Source organism: Williamsia sp. SKLECPSW1, assembly GCF_054332755.1.
Genome location: NZ_JBTGLI010000001.1, coordinates 2,338,313 through 2,356,741, shown reverse-complemented (window position 1 = coordinate 2,356,741; position 18,429 = coordinate 2,338,313). Strand labels below are relative to the sequence as shown.

Annotated in this window: 17 protein-coding genes; 9 read left to right on the top strand and 8 right to left on the bottom strand. The window is 69.8% G+C overall.

Annotation, left to right across the window (positions count from 1 at the left end; all coding sequences use genetic code 11):
* Positions 1-116: 116 nt before the first annotated feature.
* A complete protein-coding gene (gene aceA / locus ACXVUM_RS11020) occupies positions 117-1,412 on the bottom strand; it encodes an isocitrate lyase (RefSeq protein ID WP_458521828.1) in 1,296 nt (431 codons plus the stop codon).
* A 470-nt stretch (positions 1,413-1,882) separates the two neighbouring features.
* Here aceA and ramB point away from each other — a divergent pair, with 470 nt between their 5' ends.
* Genes ramB through ACXVUM_RS10995 form a run of 5 tightly spaced genes read left to right on the top strand, consistent with a single transcriptional unit; the run spans position 1,883 to position 6,851 of the window.
* Positions 1,883-3,295 (top strand): acetate metabolism transcriptional regulator RamB, encoded by a 1,413-nt coding sequence (ramB, locus tag ACXVUM_RS11015; protein ID WP_458521827.1) that lies wholly within the window; start codon positions 1,883-1,885, stop codon positions 3,293-3,295.
* A 30-nt stretch (positions 3,296-3,325) separates the two neighbouring features.
* Entirely contained in the window at positions 3,326-3,853 is a 528-nt protein-coding gene (locus ACXVUM_RS11010) for a carboxymuconolactone decarboxylase family protein (protein ID WP_458521826.1), read from the top strand.
* Positions 3,850-4,599, top strand: coding sequence for a class I SAM-dependent methyltransferase (locus ACXVUM_RS11005; RefSeq protein ID WP_458521825.1), 750 nt, complete (start codon positions 3,850-3,852; stop codon positions 4,597-4,599). The genes ACXVUM_RS11010 and ACXVUM_RS11005 overlap by 4 nt, the downstream gene beginning before the upstream one ends.
* A 59-nt stretch (positions 4,600-4,658) precedes the next feature.
* Entirely contained in the window at positions 4,659-5,936 is a 1,278-nt protein-coding gene (locus ACXVUM_RS11000) for a PucR family transcriptional regulator (protein WP_458521824.1), read from the top strand.
* A gap of 48 nt (positions 5,937-5,984) precedes the next feature.
* Positions 5,985-6,851: a glycosyltransferase family 2 protein gene (locus ACXVUM_RS10995; protein WP_458521823.1), complete on the top strand. Its 867-nt coding sequence runs from the start codon at positions 5,985-5,987 to the stop codon at positions 6,849-6,851.
* On the opposite strand, the gene ACXVUM_RS10990 is transcribed toward ACXVUM_RS10995, so the two are convergent.
* Complete coding sequence (locus tag ACXVUM_RS10990; RefSeq protein WP_458522850.1) at positions 6,852-7,736, bottom strand: DNA-3-methyladenine glycosylase family protein; 885 nt, start codon at positions 7,734-7,736, stop codon at positions 6,852-6,854.
* A 28-nt stretch (positions 7,737-7,764) separates the two neighbouring features.
* Positions 7,765-9,150, bottom strand: coding sequence for a dihydrolipoyl dehydrogenase (lpdA, locus tag ACXVUM_RS10985; RefSeq protein ID WP_458521822.1), 1,386 nt, complete (start codon positions 9,148-9,150; stop codon positions 7,765-7,767).
* Between the two features lie 114 nt (positions 9,151-9,264).
* Between lpdA and ACXVUM_RS10980 the strand changes: the two genes are divergently transcribed.
* Genes ACXVUM_RS10980 through ACXVUM_RS10970 form a run of 3 tightly spaced genes read left to right on the top strand, consistent with a single transcriptional unit; the run spans position 9,265 to position 13,609 of the window.
* Entirely contained in the window at positions 9,265-10,485 is a 1,221-nt protein-coding gene (locus ACXVUM_RS10980; protein ID WP_458521821.1) for an oxidoreductase, read from the top strand.
* A 49-nt stretch (positions 10,486-10,534) separates the two neighbouring features.
* On the top strand, positions 10,535-11,467 hold the full coding sequence (locus tag ACXVUM_RS10975) for a cytochrome c oxidase assembly protein (RefSeq protein ID WP_458521820.1): 933 nt from the start codon (positions 10,535-10,537) through the stop codon (positions 11,465-11,467).
* 27 nt (positions 11,468-11,494) lie between these two features.
* Positions 11,495-13,609: a prolyl oligopeptidase family serine peptidase gene (locus ACXVUM_RS10970; RefSeq protein ID WP_458521819.1), complete on the top strand. Its 2,115-nt coding sequence runs from the start codon at positions 11,495-11,497 to the stop codon at positions 13,607-13,609.
* On the opposite strand, the gene ACXVUM_RS10965 is transcribed toward ACXVUM_RS10970, so the two are convergent.
* The 5 genes from ACXVUM_RS10965 to ACXVUM_RS10945 form a co-directional block, all read right to left on the bottom strand.
* Positions 13,583-14,407, bottom strand: a complete 825-nt coding sequence (locus ACXVUM_RS10965) for a hypothetical protein (protein ID WP_458521818.1) — start codon at positions 14,405-14,407, stop codon at positions 13,583-13,585. The genes ACXVUM_RS10970 and ACXVUM_RS10965 overlap by 27 nt on opposite strands.
* Positions 14,408-14,449: 42 nt before the next feature.
* Positions 14,450-15,391 carry a polyphosphate kinase 2 gene (gene ppk2 / locus ACXVUM_RS10960; RefSeq protein ID WP_458522849.1) on the bottom strand — a complete coding sequence of 314 codons (942 nt, stop codon included), beginning with the start codon at positions 15,389-15,391 and terminating at the stop codon, positions 14,450-14,452.
* An 88-nt stretch (positions 15,392-15,479) separates the two neighbouring features.
* Positions 15,480-16,034 carry a DUF6764 family protein gene (locus ACXVUM_RS10955; RefSeq protein ID WP_458521817.1) on the bottom strand — a complete coding sequence of 185 codons (555 nt, stop codon included), beginning with the start codon at positions 16,032-16,034 and terminating at the stop codon, positions 15,480-15,482.
* Positions 16,035-16,158: 124 nt separating this feature from the next.
* Positions 16,159-16,599 (bottom strand): SRPBCC family protein, encoded by a 441-nt coding sequence (locus ACXVUM_RS10950; protein ID WP_458521816.1) that lies wholly within the window; start codon positions 16,597-16,599, stop codon positions 16,159-16,161.
* 63 nt (positions 16,600-16,662) lie between these two features.
* Positions 16,663-17,337 carry a DUF4166 domain-containing protein gene (locus ACXVUM_RS10945; RefSeq protein ID WP_458521815.1) on the bottom strand — a complete coding sequence of 225 codons (675 nt, stop codon included), beginning with the start codon at positions 17,335-17,337 and terminating at the stop codon, positions 16,663-16,665.
* 143 nt (positions 17,338-17,480) lie between these two features.
* Here ACXVUM_RS10945 and ACXVUM_RS10940 point away from each other — a divergent pair, with 143 nt between their 5' ends.
* Positions 17,481-18,422 (top strand): NADP-dependent oxidoreductase, encoded by a 942-nt coding sequence (locus tag ACXVUM_RS10940; protein WP_458521814.1) that lies wholly within the window; start codon positions 17,481-17,483, stop codon positions 18,420-18,422.
* Positions 18,423-18,429 lie beyond the last annotated feature (7 nt).

Here is an 18,429-nt window from a genome sequence, read left to right as displayed (position 1 = left end):
TTTCCCGTGCCGCCTGAACTCGCGACACAAGACTGTCATATCGAACGGTGAAACGGATCGGGGTGGGCACGACGAGTGTCGCACCCACCCCGTGTCCGTCTCAGGTCACGACCGGATCAGTGGAACTGACCTTCCTCGGTGGAGCCCTTCAGTGCGGTGGTCGAGCTGGTCGGGTCGACCGTGGTGGCGATCGAGTCGAAGTAGCCCGCGCCGACCTCGCGCTGGTGCTTGACCGCGGTGAAGCCCCGCTCCTCGGCGGCCTTGAACTCGCGGTTCTGCAGGTCGACGAAGGCCGTCATCTGCTCGCGGGCGTAGCCGTAGGCCAGGTCGAACATCCCGTAGTTGAGCGAGTGGAAGCCCGCCAGGGTGATGAACTGGAAGGTGAAGCCCATCGCGCCGAGCTCGTTCTGGAACTTCGCGATCGTCGAGTCGTCGAGGTGCTTGCTCCAGTTGAACGACGGGCTGCAGTTGTAGGACAGCAGCTGGTCGGGGAACTCCGCCTTGACGGACTCGGCGAACTTGCGCGCGAGCTCGAGGTCCGGGGTGCCGGTCTCCATCCAGATGAGGTCGGCGTACGGCGCGTAGGACTTCGCACGCTCGATGCACGGCTCGATGCCGTTCTTCACGTGGTAGTAGCCCTCTGCGGTGCGCTCGCCGGTGACGAACTGCTTGTCGCGGTCGTCGACGTCGGAGGTGATCAGCGTGGCGGCCTCGGCGTCGGTGCGCGCGATGACGACGGTGGGGACACCGGCGACGTCGGCGGCCAGACGGGCCGAGTTCAGGGTGCGGACGTGCTGCTGGGTCGGGATCAGCACCTTGCCACCGAGGTGGCCGCACTTCTTCTCCGAGGCGAGCTGGTCCTCCCAGTGGGTGCCGGCGGCACCCGCGGCGATCATGGCCTTCTGGAGCTCGTAGACGTTGAGCGCGCCGCCGAAGCCGGCCTCGCCGTCGGCGACGATCGGCACGAGCCAGTTGTCGATGGAGTCGTCACCCTCGACGCGCGAGATCTCGTCGGCGCGCAGCAGCGCGTTGTTGATGCGACGGACCACGTTCGGCACCGAGTTGGCCGGGTAGAGCGACTGGTCGGGGTAGGTGTGCCCCGACAGGTTCGCGTCGCCGGCGACCTGCCAGCCGGAGAGGTAGACGGCCTTGAGGCCGGCCCGCACCTGCTGCACGGCCTGGTTTCCGGTGAGGGCACCGAGGGCGTTGATGTAGCTGCCGTCACCCTGGGTGACGCCCTCCCACAGGATTTCCGCGCCGCGGCGGGCGAGGGTGTGCTCCTCGACGACCGAGCCCTGCAGCTCGGCGACCTGCTCGGCGGTGTAATCGCGCTTGACGTTCTTCCAGCGCGGGTTGGTGTCCCAGTCCTGCTGGATCTCCGCAGCGGTCCTCGGCTTGCCGACGTTGCTCATCTGCACTCCACTTTCTCGTTGCCGACGTGTTGTCGACGGCTTGTTCACAGGCGCGGCCACGGCTCGTCGTGCCGACCGAGAGGTCGAGACCGGTGGGTGGACCGGCGGACGGATCCGGGGTTTTCGCAACCGTCCGACGTCGTTGCCGCGGCGCCTGCACAAAGAGTGCCACACCACAAACGTGCTGGTCCACCACCTTGCGAGTGCCAAATACGGCCACATTGCAAGGCACTTTTGCAAACATTGCGAAGATGCCGATGCGAAACATGGGCAGTGCCGCAGCCAAAAAGTACGCGCGTACTGCGAGTATGCCGCCGTCGCACCGGGCCGACGGCGTGCACTCCTCGACCCACCGTCGGCGCCCGGGACCGGTCGGCGACGCCGCCCGAGTGGCCACAGTCACACCGGTGCCGGTGCGTGCAGATCACACCCCGACCGACGGGTCACGGTCGCGACGTAGCCTGGCGTCCGTGGGCAGGACCTATGTCGGATCGCGTGTGCGTCAGCTGCGGTCGGACCGCGGACTCTCCCAGGTGGCCCTCGCGCAGACGCTCGGCATCTCCCCGTCGTATCTCAACCAGATCGAACACGACGCCCGCCCGCTCACCGACCCCGTCCTGGTCAAGATCAGCGACGCCTTCGGCGTCGACGCGGAGTTCTTCGACTCCCAGGACGATGTCCGGCTGGTGGCCGAGGTCCGTGAGGTGCTCATGGACCCCGACGTCGAGGCGAGCGCGGAGACCGCCTCCGTCGCCGCCGAGGTGGTCCGGACCCATCCCGACGTCGCGCGGGCGATGGTCACGCTGCACCGCCGCTACCGCACCACGACCGACCAGCTCGTGGCAGCCACCGACGACCGCGGGGACGGGTCGATGCGCGGCTCGATCACCGCGCCCCACGAGGAGGTCCGCGACTTCTTCTACCGCCGCCACAACTACCTGCACGAGCTGGACACGGCGGCCGAGGACATGACCACCCGCATGCGCATGCACACCGGTGACGTCCGCCGCGAGATCTTCGACCGGCTCGAGACCGTGCACGGCATCACCATCGTCCGCCGCGTCGACATGGGCGACACGCTGCTGCACCGCTATGACCCGGAGACACGGCGACTCGAGATCTCGCGACATCTGTCCGCCGGCCAACGCACCTTCAAGCTCGCCACCGAACTGGCCTTCCTGGAGTTCGGCGGCCTCATGGACCGACTCGCCGACGAGGGCAACTTCACCAGCGACGAGGCCCGCAGCCTCGCCCGCCTCGGCCTGGCGAACTACGCGGCCGCGGCGATGGTGTTGCCCTATGCCCAGTTCCACGGGGCCGCGGAGGACTTCCGCTACGACATCGAGCGACTGTCGGCGTTCTACCAGGTGTCCTACGAGACCATCTGCCACCGACTGTCGACGTTGCAGCGGCCCGATCTACGCGGTGTGCCGTTCTCCTTCGTCCGCGTCGACCGCGCGGGCAACATGTCCAAGCGGCAGTCGGCGACCGGCTTCCACTTCTCGTCATCCGGCGGCACATGCCCGCTGTGGAACGTCTACGAGACCTTCGCATCCCCCGGCAAGATCCTCACCCAGATCGCCCAGATGCCCGACGGTCGCGACTACCTCTGGGTCGCGCGCACCGTCGAGCGCCGGGCGGCGCGCTACGGGCAGCCGGGCAAGACGTTCGCGATCGGACTCGGCTGCGAACTGCGGCACGCGGGTCGGCTCGTCTACGCCGACGGACTCGAGATCGGGCCGCAGGCGCACGTCACCCCGATCGGCGCGGGGTGTCGGGTGTGCGAACGTGTGAACTGTGCGCAGCGCGCGTTCCCGGCACTCGGGGCGACGCTGCACATCTCCGAGCACCGCAGCACCATCTCGCCGTACCTGATCGACTGATCCCCGCTCACCGGCGGAGGAAGGCTCGCGATGACACCCCGCATCCCACCCGGAGACCTCCGTGAGCTCGGCCCCGTCAACTGGGCGTTCTGCCGCATCGCCTCCCGTGTCGTCGGCGTCCCCGACATGCACATCTTCTCGACACTGGGGCGGACCGGCGGCCTGTTCCGCGGGTGGCTGCACCACTCGGCCCGACTCATGCCGTTCGGGCCGCTGAGCCGCCGCGACACCGAGATGGTCATCATCCGGACCGCCCACCTGCGTGACTGCGCCTACGAGCTCGACCACCACCTGCGGATCGGCCGACGCGTCGGCCTCGACGACGAGACCGTGGCCCGTGTCCGGTCGGGTCCCGAGGCCGGTCATGCCGAGCGGGAACGGGCGATCCTCACCGCCGTCGACGAGCTCGTCGCCGAGCGGGACATCTCCGACCCGACGTGGGCCGCACTGAGCCGCCACCTCACCGAGCGCGAACGGATCGGTCTGCTGCTGCTGGTGGGCAACTACGACTCGCTGGCCACCACCATCTCGACGCTGCGGATCGACCGCGACCGATGACCGACTCCGCGGTCGTGACAGCCGTGCGCGACCTGCTCACCGTTCCCGTCCGCGACGATTCGGCCGGGTACCTCGACCTGCTCGAACCCGAACGGTCGGGCCGGTCGCCCAGCCAGCGCCTGATGGAGAATCCCCTGTTCGCCGCGGTGTACGAACGTGCCTGGCGCCCGGTCTTCACACGACTGTTCTCCCTCGGCGGCAGCGCGACACTCGTCGCCGGCAGGCAGCTCACCGAGCGGCTCGCCCGCCCGGGCGATCGGCGCGTCCTCGACGTGGCGTGTGGTCCCGGCACCTACACGGCCGGTTTCGCCCGCGACCTCACCGGCGACGGGTTCTGCGTGGGCCTGGACTTCTCGGCACCGATGCTCGCGCGTGCCGTCGCCGACAACGCCGCGTCCCGCGTGGTGTACGTCCGGGGCGATGCCCACCGCATCCCGTTCCCCGACGACACCTTCGACAGCGTCAGCTGCCTCGCCGCGCTCTACCTCATCTCCGATCCGCTGCGTGTCGTCGACGAGATGGTCCGCGTCGTCGCACCGGGTGGTGAGGTCGCGGTGTTCACCTCCGTGCAGACGACCCTGTCGTCGCTGCCCGGCACACGACCCGCCCTGGGGATGAGCGGTTTCCGGGTCTTCGGTCGCGACGAGATCACCGGACGACTGCACGCCGCGGGCATGACGGACATCCGCCAGACCGTCACCGGGCAGGGGCAGTACGTCGTCGCGACGGCTCCCGAGACCGCCTGAGACGCGCCCGAGAATCTCGCTCTCGTTTCGCTGGCTCAACAGCTGTCATGTGAGCTACCGTGAGCGAACACGCCGGGGAGGGTGTGTTCGGTTGGGGGTTCACGATGCATCTCGAGAAGGCTTCAGGGTCCGTCCCGGGCGCCATGCCCGAGTTCACCTCGCTCGTCCGCGCCTGTCGGGACCGCGGCGACTGGGACGAGGTGCTCGGCGGGATCGTGCGGTCCGTCGCGGCCGCCGCGGTGGCGGGCGGACCACCGCGGTCGGGTGACACCGCGCTCGCACTGTCCCGCCAGGCGCACGTGACCCTCGGCGCCGCGGTGCGCCGCACACTCGACGACGTCTCGCTCCGTCGCCCCCATCTGGTCGACACCACGTCCTGTCGGCGCATCCGCGCCGCGGTCGCCGACTGGTCACGCGCGGGCGTGCCGCTCGCCGCCACGATCCAGGTGATCGGCACCGCGGTCGACGCCGCCGCCGACCTGACCGCCCGCAGCGTCGACGACGTCGCCACCGTGATGCAGACCATGGCGGCACTGGTGTCGATCCGACGCGCCCTCCTCGCCGATGCGTCGGCGATCTTCGCGGAGTCGTCGACGATCGAGCAGTCGCATCCCGACCCGTCCCCGCGGGAGCAGTTCATCGGCGCCGCGATCCGCGGCGACATGGACATCCGCCGCGCGGTCGAGTTCGGCGTCCCGGCCTCCGAACAGTGGCAGGTCCTCTCGGTCGCGGTCCTCGACGCCGGCAGCGGCGCCGGCCCCGTGACCGCGACGGTGGCGCGGGCGGTGGGCGACGTCCTCGGGTCCTCGGCCCTGTCACTGCTCAGCGACGCGGGCGGCACCGTCGTCATGCCGCTCACCGGCGACCGCGACCGCCTCGACGGCGACGTCGTGAAGCGCCTCACGCGGGCCGTGGGCTCACAACTGCTGTGCGCGTTGGCCATCGGCGAGGCCGGGGAGCTCCCCGAACTGGTCGCCCGCGCCGACGAACTGCTCGACCTCGCGCGCTCCATCGATCGCGGTCCGGGGCTCTACACGATCGAAGACCTCGTCGTCGAGTACCAGATCACCCGCCCGGGTCCCGCCCGGGACGCCTTGGCCGCACTCATCACCCCCCTCACAGCCCAGGCCGATCTGCTGGAGACCCTGCGGGTGCACATGTCCTGCGGGATGAACCGGCGCGAGACCGCACGACGGCTCGAGGTGCACCCGAACACCGTCGACAACCGGATGTCGCGCGTCGCCGCGACGATCGGACTCGACCTCAGCCAGCCGCGCGCGATCACCCAGGCGCGCTCGGCGATCCTCGCCTGGGATGCCGTGACGGCGGGGACGTAGGCCCCCCGCCCCGCTCCGACCACGGGATTCGGTCTCTACTGTGAGGCCGTGGCGATCTCGGTGATCATCCCGGCGTTCAACGAGGAGGCCGGCATCGAGGAGTGTCTGCGCCGCGTGGCGCAGCAGGGTGACGACGTCCTGGAGATCATCGTCGTCGACAACGCGAGCACCGACGACACCGCCGATCGCGTCCGCGCCGTCGCCGCGCTCGATCCACGGATCCGCCTGCTGCACGAGGCCACACCCGGTGTCGCGCATGCGCGCTACCGCGGGTTCGCCGAGTCGCGGGGGGAGATCATCGCGAGCATCGACGGCGACACCCTCGTCGACCCGGGCTGGGCAGCCTCGGTGACCGCGGCCTTCTCCGCCCATCCCACGATCATGGCGGGCACGGCCCCGATGCAGATGTGGGACCTGCCGTTCCAGAGCCGCCACCGACGGATGCAGCGATTCCTCGACGCCCTCGCCCGCGCCGGCCTCGACCGCGGGTCCCCGGTCCGGGCACCGGGACTCAGCGGCGCCAACTCGGTGATCCGCCGGCCGGCCTGGGACGACATCGCCGACGAGGTCAGTGTGCGACCCGACGTCTTCGAGGACCTGGACCGGTGGCTGCTGCTGCGCGAGCACGGTCACGAGACGGTGCTGATCCCGGGGATGTCGGCCATGGTGTCGGGTCGACGACTGCTGTCCGGCCCGCGGACCACCGTGCGCTACGCCGTGTGCGGTCTGCGGACGTTCGCGATCCATCGCAGGTGGGGGATGTTCGCCGTCGCGTGCATCGTCAACACGGTCTCGGTCGTCACGACGATCGCGACGCTCCCGGTGAACCGCGCCTGGGATCCGCGGACGCATCGGTTCTCCGTGCACCGCGCACTGGGTCGCGGCGTCGCCACCCGTGACTCCCCGATCGGCTGATCAGATCCCGCGGTGATCGCGCATCGACATCCGCGGGCCGTGCCGCTCCGGACGGACACCGTAGAGCTCGATCAGACGCACCACCCGGTACCGCTGACCGCGGTAGGGCTCGAGCAGTTCGAGCATCCCCGCGTCGTCGACGGGGCGCCCGATCAGCGTCTGCCCGACGGTCTTGCACACGTGGTAGTCACCGACCGGCACCACGTCGGGGTCGCCGAGCGCACGGCACCGCACCTCGGACTCGGTCCACCGGCCGACGCCGTGCAGGGTGCGCAGATGCTCGTGGTGTCGCTCCACATCGAATCCGACGGCCCGCCGGACGGTCCGCATCCGGACCGGTTCGGCACCAGCCAGATGCCACTCCCACGACGGGATCGTCGCCCAGTCGCGTTGCGGCGGGCAGACACGCATGTCGGACGCGCCGGGGGCCGGCTCACCGAATCGACGCAGCAGGTGTCGCCATGCGCGCCACGCCTCCTTGCCGACCACCTTCTGTTCCAGGACGGCCGGGACGAACGCCTCCCACACGCGATCGGTCCGGCCCAGCCGGATCCCGGAGTCCGCCGCCCGACGCATCAACGCGGCGACGACGGGATCGCGCGCCACGAGCGCCGACGGGTCGTCCTCGGCACCGAGAAGTGACGGCAGATGGTCCAGGAGCCACTCGGCGCCGGGCCCCCACCCGTGACCGGTGATCACCCCTGACCGCCGCGTCATCGCCAGCGTCCCCGGGCCGTCGGGGGTGTGACTGGTCCGCCACACCGAGCCGTCGGGCCGGACGCGGTACGCCGGATCCGATCCACCCCGCTTGTGGAGCCCCAGCGTCCGCCGGATGTCCACCGGGAACGACGGGGTCCAGTCGCGGACGCGGTCGGCTCCGTCGATCACGTTCGCGCCGTCCGCCGGTCGGTCGTCAGAGGTTGATCATGTGGCCGATCGCACCGTGGAAGGTCTCCTGCATGGCCTCCGACATGGTGGGGTGCGTGTGCACGTTCCGCGCGAGTTCCTTCGCGGTGAGATCCCACTTCTGGGCAAGGGTCAGCTCCGGCAGCATCTCGGAGACGTTGTCGCCCACCAGATGTGCACCGAGCAGCTCGTCGTTCGTCGTGTCGGTGACGAGCTTGACGAAGCCACCGGGCTCACCGAGCCCCTGCGCCTTGCCGTTGGCGGTGAACGGGAACGTCGTCGCCTTGACGTCGTGTCCCTCGTCCTTCGCCTGCTGCTCGGTGAGACCGAACGAGGCGACCTGCGGCTGACAGAAGGTGGCGCGCGGCATCATCCGGTAGTCGCCGAGCGGCATGGTCTCGACGCCCGCGATCGTCTCGGCCGCGACGACGCCCTGCGCCTCGGCGACGTGGGCGAGCATCAGCTTGGCCGTCACGTCACCGATCGCGTAGATGCCGTCGACGTTGGTGCGCATGAACTCGTCGATCGCGATGGCGCCGCGGTCGGTCAGCTCGACGCCGGTCTTGTCCAGACCGAAGCCCTCGACACGCGGGGCGAACCCGACGCTCATCAGGACCTTGTCGACGGTGATCGAGTCGTCGTTGCCCTTGGCGTCGGTGTAGGACACGACGACCTTCGACCCCTGGTCGTCGACTTTCCCGACCTTCGTCGACGTGAGGACCTTGACGCCGAGCTTCTTGTACTGCTTGGCCAGTTCCTTCGACGAGTCGGCGTCCTCGTTGGGCAGCACGCGGTCGAGGAACTCGATGATCGTCACGTCGACGCCGTAGTTGGCCATCACGTAGCCGAACTCCATGCCGATGGCGCCCGCGCCGACGATCACGATCGACTCCGGCAGCTCGCGCGTGAGGATCTGCGACTCGTAGGTGACGACGTTGTCCGACAGCTCGACACCCGGCAGCAGCTTCACGTACGAGCCGGTGTCGATGATGACGTTGTCGAACGTGACCGTCCTGTCACCGACCTCGATGGTCGTGGCGTCGGTGAACACGCCGTAGCCGTCGATCTCGGTGATCTTGTTCTTCTTCATCAGGAAGTGGACACCCTTGACGATGCCCTCGGAGACCTTGCGGCTGCGGTCGAACGCCGCACCGAAGTCGAAGGAGACGTCGCCGGAGATGCCGAACGTCTTCGCCTGGGAGTGGAAGATGTGCGCCAGCTCGGCGTTCCGCAGGAGCGCCTTCGACGGGATGCACCCGACGTTCAGGCACACACCGCCCCAGTACTTCTCCTCGATGACGGCGACCTTCTGGCCGAGTTGGGCGCACCGGATCGCGGCGACGTACCCACCCGGACCTGCGCCGAGGACAACTGTGTCGAAGTGTTCAGCCACGCCGCTCAGCCTACGTTGCGACACCGGGCGGACGCAGGGGGGATCGCGCACGGCGAACGGGGTCCGGAGCCCGGATTCTAGAACATGTTCTCGTTTCTGGGCTACCGTCGGGAGATGGCCGTCTCCCCCTTCAGTCCCGCACGGCTCGGCCCCCTGACGGTGCGCAACAGGCTCATCAAGTGCGCGACATTCGAGGGCCGCACGCCGGACGCTCTGGTCACCGACGATCTGGTCGACTTCCACCGCGAGATCGCCGCGGGCGGGGTGGCGGTGTCGACGGTCGCCTACCTCGCCATCAGCCCTGAGGGCCGCACCGACCGCCATCAGATCTGGTTGCGTCCCGACGCGGCCGACGGGCTCCGTCGGCTGACCGACGCGATCCACGCCGAAGGTGCTCTCGCCGCCGCGCAGATCGGTCACGCGGGTCCGGTCGCGAACCCGCTGTCGAACCGGGCCCGCGCGCTCGCCCCGTCACGGATCCCGGCGCCGATGGGTGTCGCGCCGTCGTCGATGGCCGTGTGTCGACGCCCGTCGACCGAGGAGATCCGCGATCTGATGCAGACCGCCCGCCGCGGTGCACGCATCGCCGTCGACAGCGGCTTCGACGCGCTCGAGATCCACCTCGGCCACAACTACCTCGCCAGCAGCTTCCTCAGCCCTCTGCTCAACCGGCGTCACGACGCCTACGGCGGGTCCGTCGTGGCCCGCGCCCGGTTCGCGCGCGAGATGGCCGAGGCGGTCCGCGACGAGGTCGGCGACTCGGTCGCGGTGTGGGCGAAACTGAACATGTACGACGGGGTACCGGGCGGCTTCATGCCCGACGACGCCTGCACCGTCGCGCGACTGCTCGAGAGCGACGGGCACCTCGACGCCATCGAGCCGACCGCCGGCAGCTCCCTGCTGAACCCGATGTACCTCTTCCACGGCGACGCCCCGCGGCGCGAGTTCGCGGCCACCTTCCACGGGGTGCTGCGCTGGGGTCTCACGGCCGCCGGTCCGGTGTTCCTGCGGCGCTATCCCTACCGTCCGACGTATCTGCTGCCGCTGGCGCAGCAGCTGCGGGAGGCGGTGTCGATGCCGTTGATCCTCCTCGGCGGCGTCACCGACAGGGCGTCGATGGACGTCGCGCTGGCACAGGGGTTCGACTTCGTCGCGATGGGACGCGCACTGCTGCGCGAGCCCGACCTGCCGCTGCGGATCGAGGCCGATCCCTCGACGACGTCGCAGTGCACCCACTGCAACCGGTGCATGCCGACCATCTACACCCGGACCCGCTGCCCGCTGCGCCCCGAGGTCGACCCACTCGTCGACCGGAACGCGACAATCACCGCGTAAGCCCCGCGTCGCTGGCGACGTCGGCGCGCCCGGGCGCAGACTCGGGTCCGTGCCCCGTCCTCTGACCGTCGAGACCGCGCTCACCACAGGTCATCTCGACATCGTCACCACGGTCGTGTCCGTCGTGGTCCTCGCCGCGTACTGGTGGTGCTGGCGTCGGTCGAGCGTCTCCCTCGGCCGCGGACTCGTCTTCACCCTGCTCGGCGTCGGCGTGTGGCTGGTCGCGACGGCGAGTTCGGTCGGCGCCTACGCCGACACACTGTTCTGGGTCCGCGCGCTGCAGGTCGTGCTCCTGCTGCTCGTCGCGCCGTTCGGGCTCGCGCTGGGCATGCCGCTGACCGTCGTGCGGGACGCCTGCTCGCCGGCCGGCCGCGCCCGGTTCGAGCGTGTGCTGGCGTCGCGTGCCGCGCGCGCCCTGACCCACCCCGCCGTCACCTCCGGGACGGTGCTGGTGACGCCGTGGCTGTTCTATCTCACGCCCTGGTACACCGCGGTCCTGCGGGGCGACGCGCTCGACGTGGCGACCCGGCTGCTGTTCCTCGTCATCGGTCTCGGATACTTCGTCACCCGCCTCCAACTCGACCCCGTGCCGCGCCGGCGTCCGCAGTCGCTGTCGCTGGTGATCACGCTCGTGGAGACGATCGGCGACGGCCTGCTCGGCGTGGTGATCTGGCAGGGCCCCGACATCGCCCACGCCTACTACGCCGCACTGGATCGCAGCTGGGGACCCTCGCTGCGCACCGACCAGATCATCGGCGCCGGGATCCTGTGGGTGCTCGGCGACGTCGTCGGACTGCCGTTCCTGCTCGCCCTGTTCAGCCGCTTCCGCGCCGAGCAGGAGATCGTGGCGGGAGAGATCGACGCCGCACTCGACGAGGCCGACGACGTCTCGACCGCCTCCACCGACGCCGACGCCGAGCCCGCCCCCGCCGGTCTGTGGTGGGAGGCCGACCCGGAACTGCGGCGGCGGTTCGGACGCTGAGTGGTGGGCGCTGGAAGAATCGGCCGGGTGACCGACGCGACGACCACCTCCCCCGCCCGCCCCGCACCCGACGGCGGTGACGATCCGTACCTCTGGCTCGAGGACGTGACGGGGGACGAGGCGCTCGACTGGGTGCGTCGGCACAACCGACCGACCGTCGACGCACTCACCGGGACCGCGCGCTTCGCCGACCTCGAGGCGGGCGCCCTCGAGGTCCTCGACACCGACGACCGCATCCCCTACGTGCGGCGCCGCGGCGAGTTCCTCTACAACTTCTGGCGCGACGCCACCAACGTCCGGGGCCTGTGGCGACGGACGACGATGGACTCCTACCGGAGCGACACGCCCGAGTGGGACGTCCTCGTCGACCTCGACGAGCTGGCCCGAACCGAGGACGAGAACTGGGTCTGGCAGAGCGCCGCCGTCCTGCCGCACACGTGGGACCGCGCGCTGATCTCGCTGTCGCGGGGTGGGGCCGACGCCGCCGTCGTCCGCGAGTTCGACCTCGTCACCCGCACCTGGGTCGACCCCGCGGGACCGTCGTCCGGTTTCGCACTGCCCGAGGCGAAGTCGGACGTCGGATGGATCGCCCGGGACACCGTCTTCGTGGGCACCGACTTCGGTGTCCACGACGACGGTGCGTCCTCACTCACCGACTCGGGGTACCCGCGGGTGGTGAAGCGGTGGCGGCGCGGCACCCCGCTCGCCGACGCGGAGGCCGTCCTCGTCGGCGAGACGTCCGACGTCGCAGTCCAGGTCAGCCACGATCACACACCCGGCCACGAACGGGATTTCGCCGTCCGCGCCGTCGACTTCTTCCACCAGGAGACGGTGGAACTGCGGGCGTCGGGTCCCGTCGTCGTGCCGGTTCCCGACGACAGTCACACCCTGATCCGCAAGGACTGGTTGCTGGTCCTGACGCGGTCTGCGTGGGACCGCGACGACGTCCGGTACGCGGCGGGGACGTTGGTCGCCTTCGACTACGACTCGTTCCTCGACGGCACGGCGACCGGGACCGTGTTGTTCGCGCCCGACTCACACACCAGCCTGCAGGACGTGCGGTGCACGGCAACCCATCTGGTCCTCGTCACGCTGCACGACGTGCAGACGCGGGTGCACACGCTGGTCATCGGTACGTGGGACCGCGGGGAGATCGGGGGGCTGCCGGAGCTCGCGACGATCTCGGTGATCGACACCGATCCCGACCAGAGCGACGAGATCTTCCTCTCGGCGAGCAGCTACACGACGCCGCCGAGCCTGCTGCACGGGACGAGCCACGGGCCGGTCTCGGTGCTCAAGCAGACGCCGGCGTTCTTCGATCCCGACGGGATCTCCGCCTCGCAGTACTTCGCCACCTCGGACGACGGCACCGCGATCCCCTACTTCGTGGTCCGCCGCGACGACGTCACCGACGGCCCGACACTGCTCTACGGCTACGGCGGCTTCGAGATCTCCCAGACCCCGGGCTACGCGGCGATCGCCGCGCGGAGCTGGATCACCCGCGGCGGTGTGTACGTGATCGCGAACATCCGCGGCGGCGGCGAGTACGGCCCCGAATGGCACACGCAGGCACTGAAAGCCGGTCGACACCTCGCGTTCGAGGACTTCGCCGCCGTCGCACGTGACCTCGTCGCACGCGGGTTCACCACCCACGACCGGCTCGCCGCCCAGGGCGGGTCCAACGGCGGCCTGCTCATGGGCGTCATGACGACGAGCTACCCGGACCTGTTCGGTGCCATCGTCTGTCAGGTGCCCCTGCTCGACATGCGTCGCTTCCACCTGCTGTTGGCCGGCGCGTCGTGGGTGGCCGAGTACGGCGACCCCGACGACCCCGACGAGTGGGCGTTCATCCGCGAGTACTCCCCGTACCAGCGGCTCCGCGCCGACGCGACGTACCCGGCGCTGCTGGTGACGACGTCCACCCGGGACGACCGGGTCCACCCGGGCCATGCGCGCAAGTTCACCGCCCGGCTCGAGGAACTGGGCCACCCCGTGCGCTATCACGAGAACATCGAGGGCGGACACGGCGGCGCGGCCGACAACCGCCAGGCGGCGTTCAAGTCCGCGCTGGCCTACGAGTTCCTCTGGCAGACCATCGGTTCGGTCCGCAGCGGATCAGCGGCGGCGACCGAGGACCAGTGATCCGAGGATGCCGACGGCGAACACCGCGACACCGACACCCCCGGTGATGAGCGCGGTGTGCTGGAGGTCGTCGCCTGCGCGGTCGAGGATGATCCGCGCGACCTGACGGGGCGCCGAGTCGGCACCGGAGAACTCGTCGAGCGCGCGATCCCGCAGGATGCCCGTCGCACCCCAGCTGATCGCGGCGGAGACGACGGCGCCGAGCCCGAGCAGCGCGAGGACGGTGGACCGGCGGCGCGCGATCACCAGCGCCAGCAGACCCGCGACCACCGCGACAGCGAGCGCGAGCCACCCCGCGCGGGTGATCTGGTCACCGGACCGCACGTACCGGCCGGCCTCGAGCCCGTCGCGCTGGGACTCGCCGAGCGGGATGCGGATGGGACCGTCGAGGCGGATCGACGACGGGAGGCCGAACCGCGCCACCACCCGGTTGACCATCTCGGTGAGGTCGAGTTCCAGCACACCCGACCGTTCGGCGTCGGTCGTCGGCTCGGTGAACAGGAAGTCGTGCTGTTGGCCGAGGACGTCGGCGAAGTCGGGCGGGAACAGGTCGCTGCGGGTGTACCGGCGGGCGGCCGGCTCCACCAGGAACTCCGGCGCGTCGGTCTGGTCGGTGATCTGCCTGGTCAACTCGTCGGCGATGAGATCCTGGATCTGCCGGTCGTGCGCCATCGGTTCGACGAACGCGACGAACCCGCTCCGGTCGACGATCCGCTCGTGGGTCCACAGGGCGGGCAACGCGACCACCATGGCGACGATCGCGACGAGGGTTGCCAGTCCGGCTACGAGCGTGCGCACCGGCACCACGCTAGGCGAGCGTTCCGCGGAACGCTCGGGCGGCTACTCCCCCAGCAGATCGCGGGCCCGGCCGACGACGAGGGGGTCGGGGGCGCCGACGATGTCGTCGTCCTTGCCGTCGTAGTCGAAGAGGCTCAGGACGTGGCGCATCGCGTTGACCCGTGCGCGCTTCTTGTCGTTGCTCTTCACGACGGTCCACGGTGCGACATCGGTGTCCGTGGCGGCGAACATCTCCTCCTTCGCCGCGGTGTAGCGGTCCCACTTGTCCAGCGAGGCGAGGTCCATCGGGGAGAGCTTCCACTGCCGCACCGGGTCGACCTGACGGATCGCGAAGCGGGTCCGCTGCTCCAGGGCGGTGACCGAGAACCAGAACTTGACGAGATGGATGCCGTCGTCGATGAGCATCTGCTCGAACAGCGGCACCTGACGGATGAAGCGTTCGTGCGCGCTGTCGCTGCAGAAGCCCATCACCCGCTCCACACCGGCACGGTTGTACCAACTGCGGTCGAACAGGACCAGCTCACCGGAGGCGGGGAGGTGGGACACGTAGCGCTGGAAGTACCACTGCGTCGACTCACGCTCCGACGGCTTCTCCAGGGCGACCACCCGCGCCCCACGCGGGTTCAGGTGCTCCATGAACCGTTTGATGGTGCCGCCCTTGCCCGCGGCGTCGCGGCCCTCGAAGAGGATGACGTGGCGGGCGCCGGTCTCCTTCGACCACTTCTGCAGCTTCAGCAGCTCGATCTGCAGCAGTCGCTTCTCGCGCTCGTAGTCCTGGCGGGTCATCCGCTCGTCGTAGGGGTAACCCTCGCGCCAGGTGTCGACGACGGCGTGGTCGCGGCTGACGACCAGGCGGGGGTCGTCGTCGTCGGAGTCGTCGACGACGAACCCGGAGGTGTCGGCGAGGTCGACGACGCGCGCCAACTCCTCGCGTCCGACGGTGCGGCTGAGGTCGACGAGGTCCCGGCGCGGGGAATCGATCAGTTCGCTCACGCGCGTGAATGTAGGACGCGCGGGCGACGCGGACGTTGCCGTCGGGTGAACGCCGTGGAGCCGGTCACCCGCGGACGGCTCAGCGGATGCTGTTGTTCAGGTAGTTGCGGCCGGTCCCGATGCAGTACTTGCCGGTGACGCTGTCGTAGGCGGCGGCGAAGCCACCGGAGCAGCGCACACCGTCGGGTCCGGCGTAGGTGGCCCCACCGATCCCGGCCACGGCGACGGTGAGTCCGCCGTTGCGTGCCTGCGACAGCGCGAACCCACCGGGCCCGAACGTCAGCGCGTATGCGGTCGAGTTGTTGCTGGCGCCGGCCAGGGCCGCGCCACCGGGAACGGTGTTGTAGGCGTTGGCGTGTCCGCGGTTCGCGGCCGCACCGATCGCACTGCCGGCTCCCGACTGGTCCTCCCCGTGCGCGGTGGAGGTGGCGTCGGACTTGGCGCCGCAGGAGCCGTCACCGACGACGCGGTTGACCTGATGGTCGCCGACGGTGTCGCAGACGAGGGGGGCCGCACCGGCACCGCCGGCACCGATCGCGCCGAGCACGCCCATCGCGCCCGCACCGATGACACCGACGACAGCCGCGCGCACCGCGACCCGACGACGAGCGAACTGACCGGAATGCCCGAACATGAACTACCTCAATCACTCTCGATGCGATCCGCGCGACCCGCGGTCGGGAACATCTGAACAGTACCCGCGTGCGCGCGTCGATCTCGCCCGGACACGCATCGATCCGGTCACGACGAGCGCCCGCTCAGGACGATCGGCGCTTCGCCTCCGCTGTCAACCCCTTCTTGGCGGTGTCGAGGGCCTTCTTCTGCCCCTGCTTCACCACCAGACCGGGGAGCTTGATCTTGAGATCGACCTCGAGCTCGAAGTCGACATGGCAAGTGTCGGCGGACTTCTCGGTCACCGTGTAGGTGCCCTTCTGCGACTTGAGCTGATCGCTCTCCACCAGCTGCCACGAGCAGCTGGTGTCGGTCCAGGAGTACTCGAGCACCTCGTTGTCGGTGACACCCGACATGCTCACCTGGAGCTTGACCTTCTTCGGTCGACCCTCGTCGTCGGTCTCCAGGATCTCGGCGCTCTTGTGGGGACCCGACCAGTCCGGCAGGGACTCCACGTCGAGGAGGATCTCCATGATCGTCGAGGCCGGCGCGTCGATGTCGAAGTCGGTGGTTCCGTGGACAGCCATGGCGCAAAGTTACCCCGACCGACGGGTACGCCCGCACCGAATGGCCCGGCCCGCGGTCGGCGTCTACTCGCGGTCCTCCAGACGCAGCGGCCAGGCCTCGTCGGGGATGTCGTGGATGGTGCACGGTTGGTCGGACGCGGTGAACCATCCCCGGAAGTGCATGATCTCGCCGAGGGTCACGTTGCGGACCGTCGCGTCGAGGTGGAAGCGCTGTTCCTCCTCGTCCCACTCCTCCACGTACCGCATCGACGTGGAGAACAGGCCGCGCATCCCCAGCTTCATCCCGCGGCTGAGCATCTGCATCGGGTCGCTCTCGAGGACGAGTGAGCCGCCCGGACCGACGCGGGGGGTGAGCGGGATGAGCATGTCGGGGCCGTCCCCGAAGTAGTCGACGAGACCGTTCGACCCGTTGACGAGCAACGAGTGCAGCCGCTGCTCACCGTTGGAGTAGGCGAAACGGCGGATCACCGCGAGGTTCTCGCGCCCCCGCTCGTCGCGGTAGCAGTAGTTGTCCATGAAGAACGGGACCAGCCGGCTCGTCGTCGTCGGCATGACGTTGCGCCTGCGGAACATGCGCAGCACCGGCGGCGTCAGCTTCGAGGTGCAGTAGACCGACTCGACGATCCCGCTGGTCACCTGGGCGACACCGGACGTCGAGTCCACGCCGTAGCGCCATTGGATGTTCGGGTGGAGGTCGGCGAAGTCGCTCCCGAGGGCAGCGCGGTACACCGGGGTCATGCGTACTCCCCATCCCGGCCCGGCATGGTTGTGCAATCTACTACCGCCCCCGATGTCCCGGTAGCCACTCGCGCACCACCGACATCGCACCCGTGCGTGGCGTCGCGGAATTCTCCCGCGCCGCCCGCGCGTTCGGAGCAGACATGAGCGCAACCGTCGTCGCCACCGCCTTCGGCGGCCCCGAGGTCCTCGAGATCCGCGACATCGACGTCCCCGACCCCGGGCCGGGTGAGGTCGTCGTCGACTTCCACGCCGTCGGGGTGAACCCCGTCGAGTACAAGACGTACAGCGGCGCCATGGGTGCCGACGAGTCGACACTGCCCCGGCGGATCGGGAACGAGGGGTCGGGCGTGATCGTCGCGATCGGCCAGGACACCACCGGACCGGCGGGTCCGCTCGCGGTCGGCGACGAGGTCGTCGTGTTCCGCGGCGTGGGGACGTACGCGTCCCGCAGCGTGCAGCCCGCGTCGGCCGTCGTCCCGAAACCGGCCGGCCTGTCCTGGGAGGTCGCCGCCGGACTCCTTCTCACCGGCACCACCGCACACGACGGACTCGAGGTCGTCGGGATCACGCCCGACGACACCCTCCTCGTCCACGGGGCGAGCGGGGCGGTCGGCCTGCTCGTGGTCCAGTTGGCACGGATCGCCGGTGCGCGGGTCATCGGCACCGCCCGCCCGGAGAACCACGACTTCCTCCGCGACCTGGGAGCCGAACCGGTCGCCTACGGCGACGGCCTGCTCGACCGGGTCCGCGGTCTCGCTCCGGACAGGATCACCGCCGCCTACGACGCCGTCGGTACCGACGAGGCCGTCGACGTGTCATTGGCCCTGGTCGACGACCGGGAGCGGATCGTCACCATCGCGGCCTTCGCACGCGCACAGTCCGACGGCTTCCCCTCGATCGGCGGCGGGGACCCGGACAGCGCACGCCGCCGCGACGCAGCCCGATCCGACCTTCTCGAGCTCGCGGCCGACGGGCGGATCCGGAACCCGATCGCGCGGACCTTCCCGCTCACCGACGTCACAACCGCGCACTTGGAACTGCAGCGGTCGCACCCGATCGGCAAGTTCGTCCTCCTGCCCTGACCGCCCG